The organism is Leptolyngbya sp. NIES-2104, from assembly GCF_001485215.1.
Taxonomy (GTDB): domain Bacteria; phylum Cyanobacteriota; class Cyanobacteriia; order Leptolyngbyales; family Leptolyngbyaceae; genus Leptolyngbya.
On record NZ_BBWW01000001.1, the window covers coordinates 1,954,237 to 1,970,949 of the forward strand.

Genomic DNA, 16,713 nt, shown 5'->3' on the forward strand with positions numbered 1-16,713 from the left:
TTAGCGATCGTTGCAGTGGGGGTTTTTGTCTGGTCAACCTGGTCTTCGGTGATATGGACTTAGTTCACTCTGGCACGAAATCGAATCAAACCAAACGAAGTGCTGGGTGTTCCCGATCCTGTGCTGCGTTGTAGCGTTCCAGCATTCACGACGATTGCCCCACGTCCATTATTCGTACTGCCCGAACACGCTCCTGGGAAACCAGTTGTATAGTATCCACCATCACTATCTGTAAGGATATCGGTCACAGGAACAGCAGGATTAAGCCCGATCGCAAGCTCAAGACTATTCACAACATAAGTCGTATTTGCTGGAATAAAATCACATAGGCTAACCGTGCTGGCATCTCGATCGCCATCTGAGAGGAAGTAAATGGTGTACTCGACTTCATCTCCAGGCTTTGGCTTTTGTGCAGTGGAGAGTGTCGCGGTATCAATCACACCTCTCAAAAATGCGCTGAAATTTGGAGTTGTTCCAGAATTGTTCGATCGATTCGCTGTAACCGAGGAATTGATCCAATTTGGGGCATTATCGCTGGCTGCACCTACCCCAGACACCACATCAACATAACTAGAAAGTGCGGTTCCTTGGATTGCAGTCACTCGCTTCACTAGTCGCAAGCGGGGTGATAGTGGAACTGTAATCACAGTTGGATCATCATCGGCAGATGTCGCAAGATCGTTGCCTGAATTAATACCGTCATCTGCAAGTTGAAAGAACGGATTGCCAACGGTAGGTGGATTGAGTGTTGCTCCAGCTGAATTTGCATCAGATAAAACGGTGCCCGCGACTGAGCCAGGATTGTCTGGAGTACTGAAGGTGGCGCTGGCTTGGTTAACGATCGCGGCTCCATTATTTGCATCATTGATTGTCGCAATGAGTCGAACCGTAATCGTATCCCCGACTCTGAGCGTTCCTGAATTGGTCAATGCACCCGTGCCATTGTAGCTGGAATTAATGCTGATCGTATTACCTGGGGTTTGTGTCAAGGTAGCGCTTCCCGGAACATAGGATAGCTGTGCTGGAAGACTATCACTCAAGACAAAATTAGTTGCATTACTATTTCCGGGTGAAAGGTTCGAGTAGGTGACAGTGTACTCAACACGATCGCCTATGGTCACTTTTCCATCTTCGTCGGCATCGGCTAAGAAACGCACTGATTTTCTACCAATTACATTCGCTCGCTCATTGGTCGTAATCACCAGGGGAGCCGTTATCGCTTCGCTGGGAAAGAATGTCCAAGTATCAATTCCCTTAAAGTCTCCATAGTTACTGCTAAATTCGTGTTCGCCGCTGGTGCCGCTATTCACCCCTCTACTCGCGTTAGTAGGACTGGTAGCTCCTGTACCCGTAAGCGTTACACTTGTTCCATTCGCGGTTGTGTAGTTGGTGTCATTGTAGTAGATTGTCGCAGGTCCAACGGACTGCCCATTCGTGTCCAAAATCGTTGGGAAAGCAGCGGTATGATTTTCCATCGTAATCTTGAAGCCGCTAGGATTATTTTCCACGTCTAGCAGCGGGAAATGATACTCTCCACCTCGCAACACGACTTGGGCAGGATAAGCAGCATTTCCGGTACGAGGTGGCACGTTCGTTCCATTGGCATCTTTTCCATCCCAGGATACGATATTCACGCCTGCGGATGCTGGATTTTGTAAAACTCGATCGACGGAAGGATCAAAGATTCCATCGGCATTTGTGTCAATGATAATTTGATAAGTGCCAGGAGTATTGGAACTAAAGCTAAAAAATCCTCCCGCTCCGACAGGGGTTTGGTTGCCGCTGCTTCCACTCGCACCCGTGAATTTAAAGTTTTGCGGGACACCGGGCATGATGGGGCTGAGTGGAATGTTGAGTTCAGTCAACGTGTTGGAATCAGGACGATTGAAAAAGATTAAGTGCGTAATGTCGGTTGCGGTATCGACAGTGCTTGGGGCTTGAACTGCAACGTTACCGATAAAGTTCAGTGCATTGTCAGTTGCTCTAGCAGATCGATAAAGTGTAGCGCCGTTTTGTCGATCGATGTAACCTCGACTGTTCGCAAAAAAGATAAATCCAAAGGGATCAAGCCCGTTCATATCAGTCCGATAGCGGAATCCATCTTTGGTTTGAATAAAAAAGTTGGAATTTAGCGATCGACTATTAGCACCAAGATTCATCGCCACGTAGTACGTGAAGACTCGTCCAGGCAGCGTCGTCGTGCCTGTACTATCCTTTACTGTAATGTCCCAAGCACCAACTGTTTGAATTTGATTATTGAGGAACGTGAATGCAGTGGTACTGGTGGGAGACTCCACTGTTGTGGCAGGTGGATTTCCGACATCGTTCGTGCTACGCTGTTGACCTCGAAATTCAACTTCGTAGATTCCTGTTGCGGTTGCAGTAAACGTGCAGGGAGTATAGCCTCCTGGATTTGGTCCAATGTTCTCTTTTACTGGGGTATTGATGTAGCCAAATCCAGTTGCTAAGACATCACAGCTCCCACTTTGTCCGCCACCCACTCGGCGGTAGACAATATCATTTTTTCCAGCTCCACCACCATCGTCGTAACTGTTTGCCACACTTGATCCAAGGTGAACGATTTCTCCTAGGCGAACAAAAACTCGAAGTGTGGTACTGCGTGGAATGCTGGCACTGATTTGTCCTGACCATTCAAGAAATGGGCGGCTACCGCCATCTTGAACCAGTTCTTTACTGCCTTCTGCTCTGACGGGAGTTGCGATCGGTGCAATTGCACAAATGCACAAAGCAATAGTTCCCAATAGCTGGGATGATGTTCGGAGAGTTAAAAGAAGTTGAAGTCGCATAGCACAGAGTAATCTAATGAGACGGAGAAGGTTCTTGTGTGACGGTCGTTTGGGTGGGTGGATTTTGTGGTTTGGGAATGCGTTGCAGTCCGAAGCCGTTGAATAGTTCGTTGATTTTGACCGTTACGCCAAAATACAGTCCGCCGGTCGATCGCGCTCCCGTAAAATCTCGATCGTTTGCCCGTCCGAAGCTATAACCTGCGGATAATCTCAAATTTGGCGATAGATAATATCCCGCTTCCAATGCCCAGCCGAGTTCATTAAAATCGCCTGATTGACCGATCCAGCGTCCTTCTGCGGCGACATCCCAGCGATACCCCAATCGGTAAACAGCGCGTCCTTGTCCTAGCAAAACGGTACTGGTTCCTGCTAGATCGCTTGCAAGGTAAGAGGTGCTATCTCTGAGGGCAAATTTTCCGTAGAATTCCCAGCGCCAGTTTGGGGCGTAGATGGCTTCGATCGCGAAAAGATGTTCATTTGTGCCTGTGCCGCTACCGAAGAGAATCGAATCGGGAATGAGTGCGGGATTTTTGCGGTATTCGTAACGCAGCAGAGCATTAAAGCGATCGTCGTTCGGATCGCGGTAGGCAAGCCCAATTCTTAGAGTCTTCGTATCATCTAAGCCCTCTAAAGTTTGATTGGCTGCGTTTGCTTGCTGATAGTTCGCCAATGCGGTCAAGGCAGGACTAATCTTACCTGCCGCACCCGCTGAAATTACCGTGTTTGCTCCTGCCGATGAGGTGCGATGTTCATACCGGGCACTCGCTTGGAATCTTGATTCGTCAGAGTATTCGAGTCCGATACTATAGTTATCGCCGCCATCGAGTCCTAAGCTTGAAGCACTTTGTCCAACTGCAAACGGTTGAGCGAAGATTGTTCCTGCGGCACTGCGACTAGAAATCGTACTAAATACGTGTTCGTATGCAGCATTAATTCGCAATCCGGGAGAGAGCTTAAAGATTTGGTTGAGTCCGATCGCGGCTTGAATGTTCGTGCCGTTTGCGCCACCTAGCAAAGTGTAGCGACCCGTTAAAGTCGTATCACGTAGCAGTTTGTATTCACCTAACACACTCAAATTCGTCAGCGATCGACCTGCAAATTGCCCACGGTGATAAAACTGCTGTGAGAGTTGGACATTCACACCTGGAACTGCACGCCAATTTAAGCCGAGTAATGTTCGATCGTTGTACACCTGATCGACTTCAGATGATAAAGTCGTTTCGTTTTGTGCGAGGAAGGTGAGCGTTTGTGTGAGGGGGAAAGTGAAGCGCGATCGCAGTTGATCCGAATTGGTATCAAACACCGAAGGAGTTAGCCGATCTTCACGATTTCGGTGCAACCAATCTAAGCTGAAGTTCGCCGTCCCAAATTTTTGTTCAACGCCTGCTGTGATAGTGGTTAGTGAGTTATCGACTCGTGATCCGGGAGTCGGAGCCGTTTGAGGTGTGAGGAGTTCATCGATGAGTGTGAGTGGACGCGGTGCAATTCCGGTGTTGTCTTCTCGATCGTATTGCACTCGAACATTGGTTGTCGGAGAAACCGCAGCGGTGATTTGTGCCCCGTAGCGGGTTTGTCCGGGTGTGAAGCTTGTAGTCGCATTGTTGTTAAAGCCTGCATCAGTTTTTCGATAGTAAAGCCGTCCAAGTACACCTTGAGCAATTTGACTATCAAGTTCAACTCGATACGCTGAGCCGCTTACGCTGTTACCAAAATCAAGTGAACTCTCAGAATTAGCGTATTCTGCCACTAGCTGACTGGTTCCGAATGTTAATAGTGCATCGGCTCCAAAGAGTTCAAACTGGCGCACACCTTGATTTTCTTTGAAGTAAGTTAGTCCGATCCAACTTTCTCGATCGAGTCCTCGCGCTAGATTGTATTGAACCCTTCCCGCATAGATATTGTTGTTCGATCCAGGCTGATCATATTGGTAAGTGACAACAATTCGACGCACTAAAGTTTCGCCATTCTGACCGACATCAGTTCTAAGGATTGGCTGACGAAATAAGAGAGAACCTCGATCGTAGTCAATTTCGTAGTCTGCACCTCGATTGAGGGGTTTACGATCGATAACTGTTCCCGGTCGATTCAATTCCTCGGTTTCAAGAAAAACATTCTCACTGCCTTCGAGCAACAATCGGCGTGAAACAAAGTAAAATCCACTCGTTCCATCCGGTGCGATCGTATCTCTTTGAAATCCTTCTAAGCTATCCGCAAAGATTCCTGTGATTTGCAAATTCCCAACGTTATAGTTGGCTTTGAAGCCGTGAAGCTGGCGAGTGGTCGCGGTGAATTGCTGCGATCGACGGGCGAATTCCTCAGTGTTGTAATCGCCCCACATTGCATAATCAATGCCTGCACCGATAACCGGAGAAGTCCGCTCGAATCTGAGATATAAACTATCTTGTGAAGGTGTAACTGCTGTTGTTGAAGAGCTATCACCATAAATTGGATAGTTCTGATCACACGGCTGAATATCTCTGTAAAGCCTCGAAGTCGAGTCACAGGTTTCATTCAATGTTCTGCTATTGTTAAACGCTCCTGTAAACAACCAAGTCCCGATTCGACCTGTGGCAAACACAGCCGCTTTTGCATCTAAGCGGTAAGGATTGTCTCGATCGACCGGATTAAAGTTTCTCAATCGGTCAAAGTAATCCGTTCCCCGTTTTCCCAATCGGAGATCAATTACACCTGTTGCGATCGGGGGTCTGAGATCCGTTTCAAAGCTCAGTTGTGAAAAGGCTTCTAAGTTACTGGTACGCGCTTGAATCGTGACGGTTCTCGGTTCTAATCCCGATCGCAATGTTGCTGTAAATCGTCCTTGTTGCGCTTTGACTTGAAATCCAGGCTGATCTCGATCGACATCTACCCCAGTAAACTCGCCTGCGGTTGCTGACAAAGTAACCGTTGCTTCTCGATTGGAAAGATTGCCTTGAGCATCGAGCAATTGACCTGCGATCGTGGCAATCGATCGACCATCTGCCGGAATGCGCGACTCAGCGGAACTCACCGTTAACTTTGTCGCTTCTCCGCGAACTTGCACATTAACAGAAGCATTCTCCGCTCCGTCTGTTCGAGCAGTTAATGTGTTATTCCCTTCTTTGAGTGAAACCCCGTACCACGTTTGAGTAATGGTTGTGCTGCTCGTTTCGGTACGTCCGATTAAGCGATCGCTCACTTTTTCCCCATTCGCAAACAGTTCAACCTTTGCCCCTTTCGGATAGCTCAACACCACCGTTGCAGAAGGTAGATCGAGAACACTGTTAACGGTTGGAGAAACGAACTTTAGAGAAACTTGAGACTGTGCTGGAACGGGATTTGCAATCGATCGAGGAGCTTGGAATGCGAACAGTGAAATCAGACAAACTGCATAGATAGAACATTGATTAAATTTCATTTGCCTGCCTCCCGTTGCGCTGGAGTAACTGCAAAATTCATTCGCACTAAACTACCCGGTGCAAGATGAACTAAGCGAGATTGACTATTGCGTTCGTGAAACTTCTGATTAGGGGCAAGGGTGTAACCTGGAACGCTACTTAGATCTAAAACTCCAGTGCGGTAACCAGCGAGAACATTCGCCACCGAGAACAATCCGTTTTGATCTGTTGTAATCCGGTTGCCATCATCGAGAAAAACAACTGCATTCGGAATTCCTGGCTCTCCAGGCTGTTGTTCACCGTCAAAGTTTTTATCTTCAAACACGCGCCCGATAATGGTTCCACAGTCGGTTAACAGTCCATTACGAACCCTGAGACGATGCAGAGCTGGACCATCTCGCACAATATCTTGATTGTCCGATCGCGTTCCTTGTACCAATGCTCGATTCTGTCCGGTTCCTCGAATTGCATCGGGTGTTAAAGTCGCCGCATACGCAATATTGACCACTGGGGTTTGTGCTCCAGTGTTGGCAGGTAGCGTTACACTCGGCAGTGTAAAGGTAATCGTCGAACCGTTAGAACTTGCAGTAACAGGAATGCTTGTATTTTGAAACTCTGCTTTGGCGCTATTTTCTCGGAACCGGAAGCCAAGCGGAAGTAAATCGGTAATCGTTAAATTACTAACAGGAGCACTGGCGAGATTACGAATGGATAATCGGTAGAGAACAGTATCACCAGGGGCTGCATTAGATCGATCGCCTGTTTTGATAATTTGAATGGCTTGAGCTTGACACACACTTGCATCAACATCGATCGCAGCCAGGGATAATCCCACTTGTTCGGCATCTTGAATCGTTAACTGTCCCTCGATCGAGGTTGCACCCGTAGTGGTACTCAGTGCTTTGCCATCAAGTGAAGTCGCATTGTAAGAAACTTGCCGTCCATTTCGTGCTGTAATCGTCAATCGCACCCGTCGCTGACTGTAAATCGAGCTTTGGGGCGGAGTGATCACAAGAATGTATCGTTTCCCGATCGCGAGTTGCCCTCGTGCATCATCGAGCAGAAAGTTATACCGCCCATCACTGTTTGCACCAAGAAAATAAGGATTGCTATTCTGACGATTCGGATCAAGTCCTGCGGCGATTCCATTGTTCGGAACATCAGGAAGCTCAGTTCCAGTCAATGGCACTAACGCACCGAGTTCAACTCCAGAGGCATCTGCTTCATACACACTCACACTAAAGCCTGAGTAACTTGATAGGACTTCACCCGCACACCCTGTAATTCGACCCAAAGGATCAATCAGACCTTGCTGGAGTTGATTCGTAAAGCTACTAAAAGTTTGACCTGATGGATCACTGTAACTGTAGCTTGCACGATTTGTGATGGATGAAATCTTTGGTTGTGCTTGTGCAGAAGTAGAAACACCTAAAGAGCTAATCAGTAATGCAGCAGTGCAAGCTTTGAACCTGGAATAGAAATGATCCGCTTGATTCGGAGGCAATTTGTTCACGATCTTGAAGGCGTAGGATTTTCAGGAGAAAGAACTCCAATTCTGGAAAAATTGGAGTTCTATGGAACTATCGAACGCTGACTTCGTAGTTCACTTCCAAAGCATTCTTAGGCGCGATCGCTTTCTCAAATGTCCACCGCACATGGCTGTAAGCTTCCACAGGTGCAGGCTTCATCTCCGTTCTGCCATCCGGTAATGTGACCTGCACCATCGGATTTGCCGTAAACGTTTTACCACCATCAATGCTGTAAGTGAGTTCCGCTCCACTCGAAGTGGCAGAATCAGCCGCATAAGTTGTTCCCTTCGGAACGGGCTGCGTCACCACGAACTTCTCAGCCGCCCGATCGCCTGTGTTCTTTGCAACCACCTGAAAGCGCAGAACGGTTCCTTTCTGCACCATCGTGTCTTTCGTCAGCACATTCCAAGACACTTGCTCTTTGCCTTGGGCATCTTTCTGAATGACTTTCTGTTTCGCGATCAAGTTCAGTTCGACTTTCGGCTGCTGCAACGATTGAGCGATCGACAATCCTCGATCGAACAGTCGAGCTGCCGCAGGTGCTCCATCGATCGGCAACATTGCCACAGTCGCCGCAAGTCCCAATCCTATCCAAACAAAATTCCGTTTCATTGTTTTCTCCTGATGAGTCCACTACTTGATCGTGCGGCGGAAGATAAATTCGCCTGTGCCTTGCGGGGCAACCGTTCCAACCTGATTGGTATAGATTTGAATGTCTGTACCGTTGAGCGTGACTGTGATCGTGCCGCTTGCGATTCCATAGCCTGGGGCTGGACCCAGCGATGAATGCGTTGTCGGGTTGAACCAATTGTTTGGAGCATCTAACCCGTCTTCGGTGATCGTCAGACTGTTTGCAGGAAGATCGATGCTGCCAGAATTTGCAGGCGCGAGCGTTGAAACGTTGCGGTATCGGATGCGATATTCGATCGTTCTTCCGGGTCTTGCTGCGGCATTTAATGCGGCTTGACTCGCACCAAATCCAACAACTTCAGTTCCACCATCCAGAATTCGAGCATCTTTTTGCAGTTCGACATATCCGGTGTAGAGGCGATTGATCGTTGTGTTTCCGGGTTCATTAGTTGGACTTCCATCATTGTTCTGATCGACAAACGCCAGGATTAGAACGGGGAAGCCTGTGTTTTGTGCGATCGGGTTTGCTACCGTACTGTCAGGAAGATCGATCGTTACCGTGTAATTTCTCTGATCAGTTCCACCCGGATTGTTATCGTTTGCAGGAAGGTCTACCAGTTCGACTGGATCATTGAGTCCTGTATTGCTGCTTCCCGTAGGTTCAAAGTCAAATGTCGCCCCGTTATAACGGTAAACTGCAACATCGCTTCCAGCAGTAATGGTAACTAATGTTCCAGGCGGTAAATCCGCTGCGTTAGTAGGTGGAGTGGGAAGCAGTGAAATCGTTTGCGGGCTACCACTGGTATTTTGAACAGTGTTCGTGAAGGTGATGGCTGGTGTTTGAGCATCCGTTAACGGGGTTGCAGGATTGAGATCTGCCGGAAGCTGAATCGATCGATTCGTAAAGTCATCATTGTTCGTGGTGTTGACCGCATCGGGACGATTCACGGGACCATTCAATGGAGTCGCTGCGATCGTATACAGCGTGACTTCACCTCCATCCGAATCGTTGAGGTCTCCTTGGTTCGTGTTGCCTGCGGTCGGAGATGATCCTTTGCCTGGATCTTCTCCATCTGTGACGACATCTGCTACCCCATCATCGATTCCCCGTCCTGTTGCAGGGGCACCTCCAGTTGTCGCTGGATCAGGATTACCGCCTTCGAGCTGGTTATTTGCGGATTGATCTCCAGATTCGTCATATACCAACTGTGTTGCAGTTCCAGGAGCGACTGTCCCAGGCTGTGATTGACCAAACACTTGGGCGATGTTGGCAATTCGTCCTCCGGTGAAGCTTGCGGTCGGATTGACTGAGAATGAGAAGCCCTCGATCGGGGTGGAATTGTTCGCAACAGGAGTCGATCGTACAAAACCAACCCGCGTGATTGTTCCAGAGGTCGGACGAGTCGTGACCCAAGCTGCTTGATGCGCTGGAGTCGATAAAGGACTGATCGTGTAAACGACTGTCCAACTTGAATCTGGTGCGGTGGGAGTAGTCGAACTCAAAACGGTTGCATCTGGAATCGCATCAGAAACGAGAATGCGGTCTTGACTTGAACCATTCAAGTTCAGTGCGGTGGGATGCAAGTCTGAAGCGACAAGTCCAGTGGGCAATGGTGTGGGAGTTGCAACCTTGAGCGCTAACGAATAGTTCAGCGTGTCATCGCTCAAGACCGCAGGCGTGTTGTTATTGCTATAGCTAGACACTGCTTTGAGAATGGTTGCAAACGCCTGCAATCGAGCATTCACGGTGATTGCAGTACTTGTTGCCATTGCTTCGTGCACGCGAGAGAGAACACCAGGGGTTTCGCCTGTGGTTCCGTCTGGATTGTCTACCGTGTAAACATCAAGTGTGTTATTGACATTGCCAGTTCGATCGATGTTTTGATCATTGGCAGTGGCAGTGTTTCCGAGGGCAACGGTCGTCGTCGCACCGGCTACAGCCGTTCCCCGGACTCGAACCGGAACGCGAACGGTAATGGTTCCATTCGCTGCAATTGATCCTTGAGTCGCTCCAAGCAGTGTACCTGTTGAATCACCCGCTGTCGGTATGGGTACTGGAGTGATAGCAGTGCCATTTACAGCAATAATTTGGAGCGGACCATCGACGAAGAAATCTGTGGTATTTAGGGTAGCAGTTCCAGGAATAAAGAACTGTGTGGGGTCGTTTCCAACGTTGGTGATAGTGAAATCGACGTGCAGTGGATCATTTGCGTTTGGGGCGGCGTTGCTGGGAGCCTGAGCCGCAACGTTAATTCCTGGAACTTCCGCAACTTGAACAGTTACCGTGTTGGAAGTTGCATTATAAGTAGTTGTCCCATCGGAGTAGGTTGCCGTTGCTGTGTTGCTGATGGTGGTGCCTGCTGCGGTTTGAGTTTGAGCGAGAACGGTGCGGACTCCTGACAGGCTACTTCCGATGAGAAGTGTGGCGGCTAGGAGCTTACAAGTAGTAATTTTCATAGCGATCGACAAAAAGTGGGCTGAAAAAAGGACATGCGAAGCAACCCCCATTCAGAGGTCAGAGCACGATCAAGGTTGGAGAAAATCTCGGTGCAGTCAGACGCAGGCAGTTGACAGTGATGCGATTGTGCAAGCAGCGGACTTATGCAAGCCTTAAATTAGCTTTGGGTTGAAACGCAATTAGGGTTGTCATCAATCTTGGGGAACAAACTTTACAGATAGAACGTGCCCAAACTTCTTTCAATCTTTACCAAGTCAGCACAAAGTTCCGTTAGATTACTGAAGGGAAATTTAAACGGCTTAAGCTAGTTCGCGTAGTTCGATGAATTCCTTCGCTCCGTTGTTCACTCGCCCCGGAATAGAATTCGGGGCTAACGATGCGAAGTCCCTTCAGGGCTGTCAGCCTTAACTTCATGCGTCTTTAGCCCCCTTTAGTGGGCTTCGATTCGACCTCGCCCCGGAATGAAATTCGGGGCGAGGTCGAATCGAAGCGGAAAGACTTGTCGAACTGAGGTTAAAATGTGGCTCTTCACCACCTAATTTGTCAGAAGCCCCATCTCTTTTAATCCTTGTTGAAGTCGTTGCGCCTCGGTTGGATTTTGCTGTTGATGAAGCTCGATCGCAGTTTTAAACGCTTCTAAACTCTCCGGCACTTGACCCAATCTCAACAACACAACACCGAGATTCTGATAAGCTTCCGCATAATTTGGATTTAGCGCGATCGCACTTTTATAATGTTCGATCGCAGTGGTAAATTGTCCCATTGCTTTGAGGGTTGCGCCTAAGTTGCAATGTGCGATCGCAAAATTCGGATCAATCTTCAACGCTTGCTGATAAAGCACCTGGGCATTTTGAAGATCGCCACAGTCTTTCAATAAGCTGCCTAAATTATTAATTGCCCCTAATTTCAGTTTTGACAGAATCGGTTGCTGAATTGCCTCTTGATAATGTTGAGCAGCTTTTTCGATATCAACTTCTGAATACACACTACCTAGGTGATAGTGCAATTCATATTTTGTTGAAACATCTTGAACTGTGGATAATCCTCGCTCTAGAAGTTCAATTCCTCTTGCTGTCTCGCCAATCTGAACGTAGAGCGCTCCTAACTTACTGCAAACATAGGGATCATTCGGATGCGTGGCGAGAAAACCTTCCATCGTCGATCGCGCTTTACTCATTTTGTCACGTCCCGCAATCATATCTGCCTGATAACCCTCATGCAAAATCGCAACTTCTGGAATCGCGCCAATTTTCCACTGCCGTTCACGCTCCAATAATTTCATCACCTGATCATCGATCATTGCGTGATACGGACGAGTAAACCAAATCTCAGGATGCCTTCTAAATAATCGTGAAATTAGAGAATAGGGAGATTGCGCGGCTCCGATTTCTTGGCGGACAAGATTAAACACTAAATAATCGGGTTGGGCGATCGCGCTTTTCAAAATCGGCACAATTTCCGGCACTAACACCTCATCCGCATCCAGCACTAAGACCCAATCGCCTTGAACGTATTTCAGCGACTCATTCCGAGCAGCGGAAAAATCATTGCACCATTTAAATGTGTGAACTTGTGCGCCGAACGATTTCGCAATCTCGATCGTGCGATCGCTTGACCCCGTATCCAGCACGATCATTTCATCGACAAAACCCTGCACACTCGACAAACAGCGAGGCAAATTCTCTTCCTCATCCTTCACAATGATGCAAAAACTCAGGCGCATCGGAATTTCCCTCGGAAATCAAAGTCCATTGTTAAACCATTACGTTACATTGGATAAACCAGGAATTCTCAGATTTCGACCGTATAGCTGCAAGAAGTCTTAATACGGAGTAATATAAATTAACAATACAAATCTGAGATCCCTTTAATTCCTATTTTCAGGAGGATACACCCCGGTGAACAAGCGGTGGAGAAATGCAGGGCTATATGCGCTTTTAGCGATCGTCGTGATTGCGTTAGCAACGGCGGTTTTTGATAAGCAACCCCAAACTCGTGAAACCTGGCGCTATAGCCAGTTTATTCAAGAAGTTGAGAATAACAACGTCAATAAAGTCAGTCTGAGCAGCGATCGCTCTCGCGCACTGGTTCAATCCCAAGACGGCAGCCGCATCTTGGTCAACCTGCCGAGTGATCCTGAACTCATCAGCATTCTGACCCGCAACCAAGTCGATATTTCCGTCCTGCCTGCAACTGATGGCAACGACTTTTGGCTTCGTGCAGTTAGCAGCCTATTCTTCCCAGTTCTGCTGCTCGTGGGTTTATTCTTCCTGTTGCGCCGCGCTCAAAACGGTCCAGGAAGCCAAGCGATGAACTTCGGCAAATCGAAAGCCAGAGTTCAAATGGAACCCCAAACCCAAGTCACGTTTAACGATGTCGCGGGAATTGATCAAGCGAAACTTGAATTGAACGAAGTCGTAGACTTTTTGAAAAATGCCGATCGCTTTACCGCAGTTGGCGCAAAGATTCCCAAGGGCGTTCTGCTCGTTGGACCTCCCGGAACTGGTAAAACGCTCTTAGCGAAAGCCGTCGCAGGCGAAGCTGGAGTCCCCTTCTTCTCGATTTCCGGTTCTGAATTTGTCGAAATGTTCGTCGGTGTCGGTGCGTCTCGCGTCCGCGACTTGTTCGAGCAAGCCAAAACGAACGCACCTTGCATCGTCTTTATCGATGAAATTGATGCGGTCGGTCGTCAACGGGGCGCAGGTCTCGGTGGCGGTAACGATGAACGGGAACAAACCTTGAACCAACTCTTAACTGAAATGGACGGGTTTGAAGGCAACACCGGAATCATCATCATCGCAGCGACAAACCGCCCTGATGTCTTGGACGCGGCTCTATTGCGTCCGGGTCGTTTTGACCGTCAAGTCGTTGTGGATCGTCCCGATTACGCGGGTCGTTTGGAAGTCCTGAACGTTCACGCTCGTGGCAAGACTTTATCGAAAGATGTTGACCTCGAAAAGATCGCTCGTCGGACTCCTGGGTTTACCGGAGCGGACTTGTCGAACTTGCTGAACGAAGCGGCAATTCTTGCGGCTCGTCGCAACTTGACCGAGGTTTCGATGGATGAAATCAATGATGCGATCGATCGTGTTCTTGCAGGTCCTGAGAAGAAAGACCGCGTGATGAGCGAAAAGCGTAAAGAGTTAGTCGCGTATCACGAAGCTGGTCACGCGCTTGTCGGTGCACTCATGCCCGATTATGACCCTGTTCAAAAAATCAGTATTATTCCGCGGGGTCGTGCAGGTGGTTTAACCTGGTTCACGCCTAGCGAAGATCGGATGGATTCGGGCTTATATTCCCGTTCCTACCTGCAAAACCAGATGGCGGTTGCCCTTGGTGGTCGGATCGCTGAAGAGATCGTCTTCGGTGAAGAAGAAGTAACCACAGGCGCATCGAATGATCTTCAGCAAGTGGCACGAGTCGCGAAGCAGATGGTGACTCGATTCGGAATGAGCGATCGCTTAGGTCCAGTTGCCCTCGGTCGTCAGCAAGGCAATATGTTCCTTGGTCGGGACATCGCCGCAGAACGTGACTTCTCAGAAGAAACCGCCGCCGCGATCGATGACGAAGTTCGTAACCTGGTTGAGCAAGCCTATCGTCGGGCGAAAGCCGTTCTGGTTCAAAACCGCCCGGTACTTGATCGATTAGCTGAAATGCTGGTTGAGAAAGAAACGGTTGATTCGGAAGAACTGCAAGAACTGCTCAGCACCAGTGAAGTGCAGATTGCAGCGATCGCGTAACCGTTAATTCAATCAAACTTTTAAGAGATGTTCTACGGGGCATCTCTTTTTTGGTGGAATGAAATCAATCAGTTCTTGAGATACACTCGGTAGTCATTAGCATTCTTGAGTCAGCGATTATGGTGTTTCAGTATCCATCCACTTCAACAGTCGATCAAAAAGATATCTATCACAGTGTAGAAGTTGCAGACCCGTATCGCTGGCTAGAAGACCCCGACTCAGAAGAAACTCGCGCTTGGGTAGAGGCACAAAACCAAGTCACCTTTGGCTTCTTAGAACAAATTCCACAGCGTGAAGCGATTAAACAACGCCTGACAAAGCTTTGGGATTATGAGAAGTACAGCATTCCGTTTCAGCGAGGAGAGCGCTATTTCTACTTCAAAAATGATGGATTACAGAATCAGAGCGTACTTTATACGTTGAACGCTTTGGACGATGAGCCGCGAGAATTGTTAGACCCGAATAAATTGTCAGAAGATGGCACGATCGCGCTTTCAGGTCTTGCCATTAGCGACAATGGCAAGTGGATGGCGTATGGTTTATCAACTTCTGGGTCAGATTGGCAAGAATGGCTTGTACGCGATGTTGAAACTGGGGAGGATAAGAGCGATCGCATCCATTGGGTGAAATTCTCCGGTGCTTCCTGGACAAGCGACCATCAAGGTTTCTTTTACTCACGCTATCCAGAACCAAACGAAACTTCTCAGTTTGAAGATAACAATTACTTCCACAAGCTTTACTATCATCGACTCGGAACGGATCAATCTGAGGATGTTTTAGTGTTTGAGCTTCCAGAGCAGAAAGAAGCTTTGTTAGGGAGTGATGTCACCGAGGATGGAAATTATTTAGTCATTTCTGTGCGCTTTGGTTCAGCACCGAAGAATCTAATTTATTACAAAGATCTAACTGTTCCAAATGCCCCAGTTGTTCCGCTGATTGATGTTTTAGAAGCAGAATACAACTTGATTGATAGCGAAGGAAGTTTGTTCTGGTTTGAGACGAACTTAAATGCACCACGGGGAAGAGTGATTGCGATCGACCTTCAAAATCCTGACGATCGACGAGAAATCATTCCAGAAGCCGCAGAAACGCTTCAAAGTGTGAGCCTTTTCGGAAATCAATTCATTGTGTCTTATCTCAAAGATGCCTACAGCCAAATCAAAATTCTCAACCTGCAAGGCGAATTGATTCGAGAAGTACAGCTTCCTGAAATTGGCTCTGTTGGCGGCTTCGGTGGGGAACGAAAGAACACAGAAACCTTTTACAGTTTCACTAGCTTCACAACACCAACGACAATCTATCGCTACAACCTAGAAACCGGAGAAAGTACTTTATTCCGCCAGCCGCAAGTCGATTTCAATCCCAGCGATTACGAAGTTAAGCAAGTTTTCTACCAAAGCAAAGATGGAACTCAAGTTCCAATGTTCATTACTCACAAAAAAGGCTTAGAACTCGACGGGAACAATCTCACTCGATTGTATGGCTATGGTGGATTTAACGTTTCGCTCACTCCTAGCTTTTCGGTCGCAAATCTAGTTTGGATGGAACGTGGAGGCGTGTATGCAGTTCCAAATCTGCGCGGTGGTGGCGAATACGGGGAAGCTTGGCATCAGGCAGGAACAAAACTGAACAAACAGAATGTATTCGATGATTTTATTACTGCTGCGGAGTGGTTAATTGAACAGAGATATACATCGCCTGCAAAGTTAGCGATCGCAGGTGGCAGTAATGGCGGTTTACTGGTCGGAGCCTGCATGGCGCAACGCCCCGAACTCTTTGGTGCAGCACTTCCCGCTGTCGGCGTGATGGATATGCTGCGATTTCCAAAATTCACGATCGGGTGGGCGTGGACAACTGACTATGGTTCTCCCGATGTTCTAGAAGAATTCAAAGCACTCTACGCTTACTCACCTTTGCACAATCTAAAGCCTGGAACGAGCTATCCAGCAACATTAGTAACCACTGCGGATCATGACGATCGCGTTGTGCCTGCTCACAGTTTTAAGTTTGCGGCTGCACTCCAAGCGGCTCATCAAGGAGAGCAACCTGTCCTCATTCGGATTGAGACGAAAGCGGGACACGGAGCCGGAAAGCCGACCGCAAAAATCATCGAAGAAATTACTGATCAATGGGCATTTCTTGAGACGGTTCTAAATCGATAGAATGTTGCTCAAG

Annotated in this window: 8 protein-coding genes; 2 read left to right on the forward strand and 6 right to left on the reverse strand. The window is 48.1% G+C overall.

Annotated features, from left to right (window positions below; translation table 11 throughout):
• Positions 1–59: 59 nt before the first annotated feature.
• The 6 genes from NIES2104_RS09080 to NIES2104_RS09105 all read right to left on the reverse strand — a co-directional run bounded on the left by NIES2104_RS09080 (position 60) and on the right by NIES2104_RS09105 (position 12,521).
• Positions 60–2,747: an isopeptide-forming domain-containing fimbrial protein gene (locus NIES2104_RS09080; RefSeq protein WP_202815040.1), complete on the reverse strand. Its 2,688-nt coding sequence runs from the start codon at positions 2,745–2,747 to the stop codon at positions 60–62.
• A gap of 73 nt (positions 2,748–2,820) precedes the next feature.
• Complete coding sequence (locus tag NIES2104_RS09085; protein ID WP_058997802.1) at positions 2,821–6,201, reverse strand: hypothetical protein; 3,381 nt, start codon at positions 6,199–6,201, stop codon at positions 2,821–2,823.
• Positions 6,198–7,694, reverse strand: coding sequence for a DUF11 domain-containing protein (locus tag NIES2104_RS09090; RefSeq protein WP_225895230.1), 1,497 nt, complete (start codon positions 7,692–7,694; stop codon positions 6,198–6,200). Before NIES2104_RS09090 ends, NIES2104_RS09085 begins: the two co-directional genes overlap by 4 nt.
• Positions 7,695–7,761: 67 nt before the next feature.
• Complete coding sequence (locus tag NIES2104_RS09095; RefSeq protein ID WP_058997807.1) at positions 7,762–8,322, reverse strand: DUF11 domain-containing protein; 561 nt, start codon at positions 8,320–8,322, stop codon at positions 7,762–7,764.
• Positions 8,323–8,343: 21 nt separating this feature from the next.
• Positions 8,344–10,797: a hypothetical protein gene (locus NIES2104_RS09100; RefSeq protein ID WP_058997808.1), complete on the reverse strand. Its 2,454-nt coding sequence runs from the start codon at positions 10,795–10,797 to the stop codon at positions 8,344–8,346.
• Positions 10,798–11,333: 536 nt separating this feature from the next.
• Positions 11,334–12,521 carry a tetratricopeptide repeat protein gene (locus NIES2104_RS09105; RefSeq protein ID WP_058997810.1) on the reverse strand — a complete coding sequence of 396 codons (1,188 nt, stop codon included), beginning with the start codon at positions 12,519–12,521 and terminating at the stop codon, positions 11,334–11,336.
• A 175-nt stretch (positions 12,522–12,696) separates the two neighbouring features.
• Between NIES2104_RS09105 and ftsH3 the strand changes: the two genes are divergently transcribed.
• Both ftsH3 and NIES2104_RS09115 read left to right on the forward strand, forming a co-directional pair.
• The gene (gene ftsH3, locus NIES2104_RS09110; RefSeq protein ID WP_058997811.1) at positions 12,697–14,538 is read left to right on the forward strand and encodes an ATP-dependent zinc metalloprotease FtsH3; all 1,842 of its coding nucleotides are present in this window, start codon (positions 12,697–12,699) and stop codon (positions 14,536–14,538) included.
• Positions 14,539–14,657: 119 nt separating this feature from the next.
• Positions 14,658–16,700 (forward strand): prolyl oligopeptidase family protein, encoded by a 2,043-nt coding sequence (locus NIES2104_RS09115; RefSeq protein ID WP_058997813.1) that lies wholly within the window; start codon positions 14,658–14,660, stop codon positions 16,698–16,700.
• The last annotated feature ends 13 nt before the right edge of the window (positions 16,701–16,713 follow it).

What these genes read in the sequence shown, in the direction of transcription:
- NIES2104_RS09085 (WP_058997802.1), bottom strand. Translation starts at nt 6,201, where the DNA reads ATGAAATTTAATCAATGTTCTATCTATGCAGTTTGTCTGATTTCACTG.
- NIES2104_RS09095 (WP_058997807.1), bottom strand. Translation starts at nt 8,322, where the DNA reads ATGAAACGGAATTTTGTTTGGATAGGATTGGGACTTGCGGCGACTGTG.
- NIES2104_RS09100 (WP_058997808.1), bottom strand. Translation starts at nt 10,797, where the DNA reads ATGAAAATTACTACTTGTAAGCTCCTAGCCGCCACACTTCTCATCGGA.
- NIES2104_RS09105 (WP_058997810.1), bottom strand. Translation starts at nt 12,521, where the DNA reads ATGCGCCTGAGTTTTTGCATCATTGTGAAGGATGAGGAAGAGAATTTG.
- NIES2104_RS09115 (WP_058997813.1), top strand. Translation starts at nt 14,658, where the DNA reads ATGGTGTTTCAGTATCCATCCACTTCAACAGTCGATCAAAAAGATATC.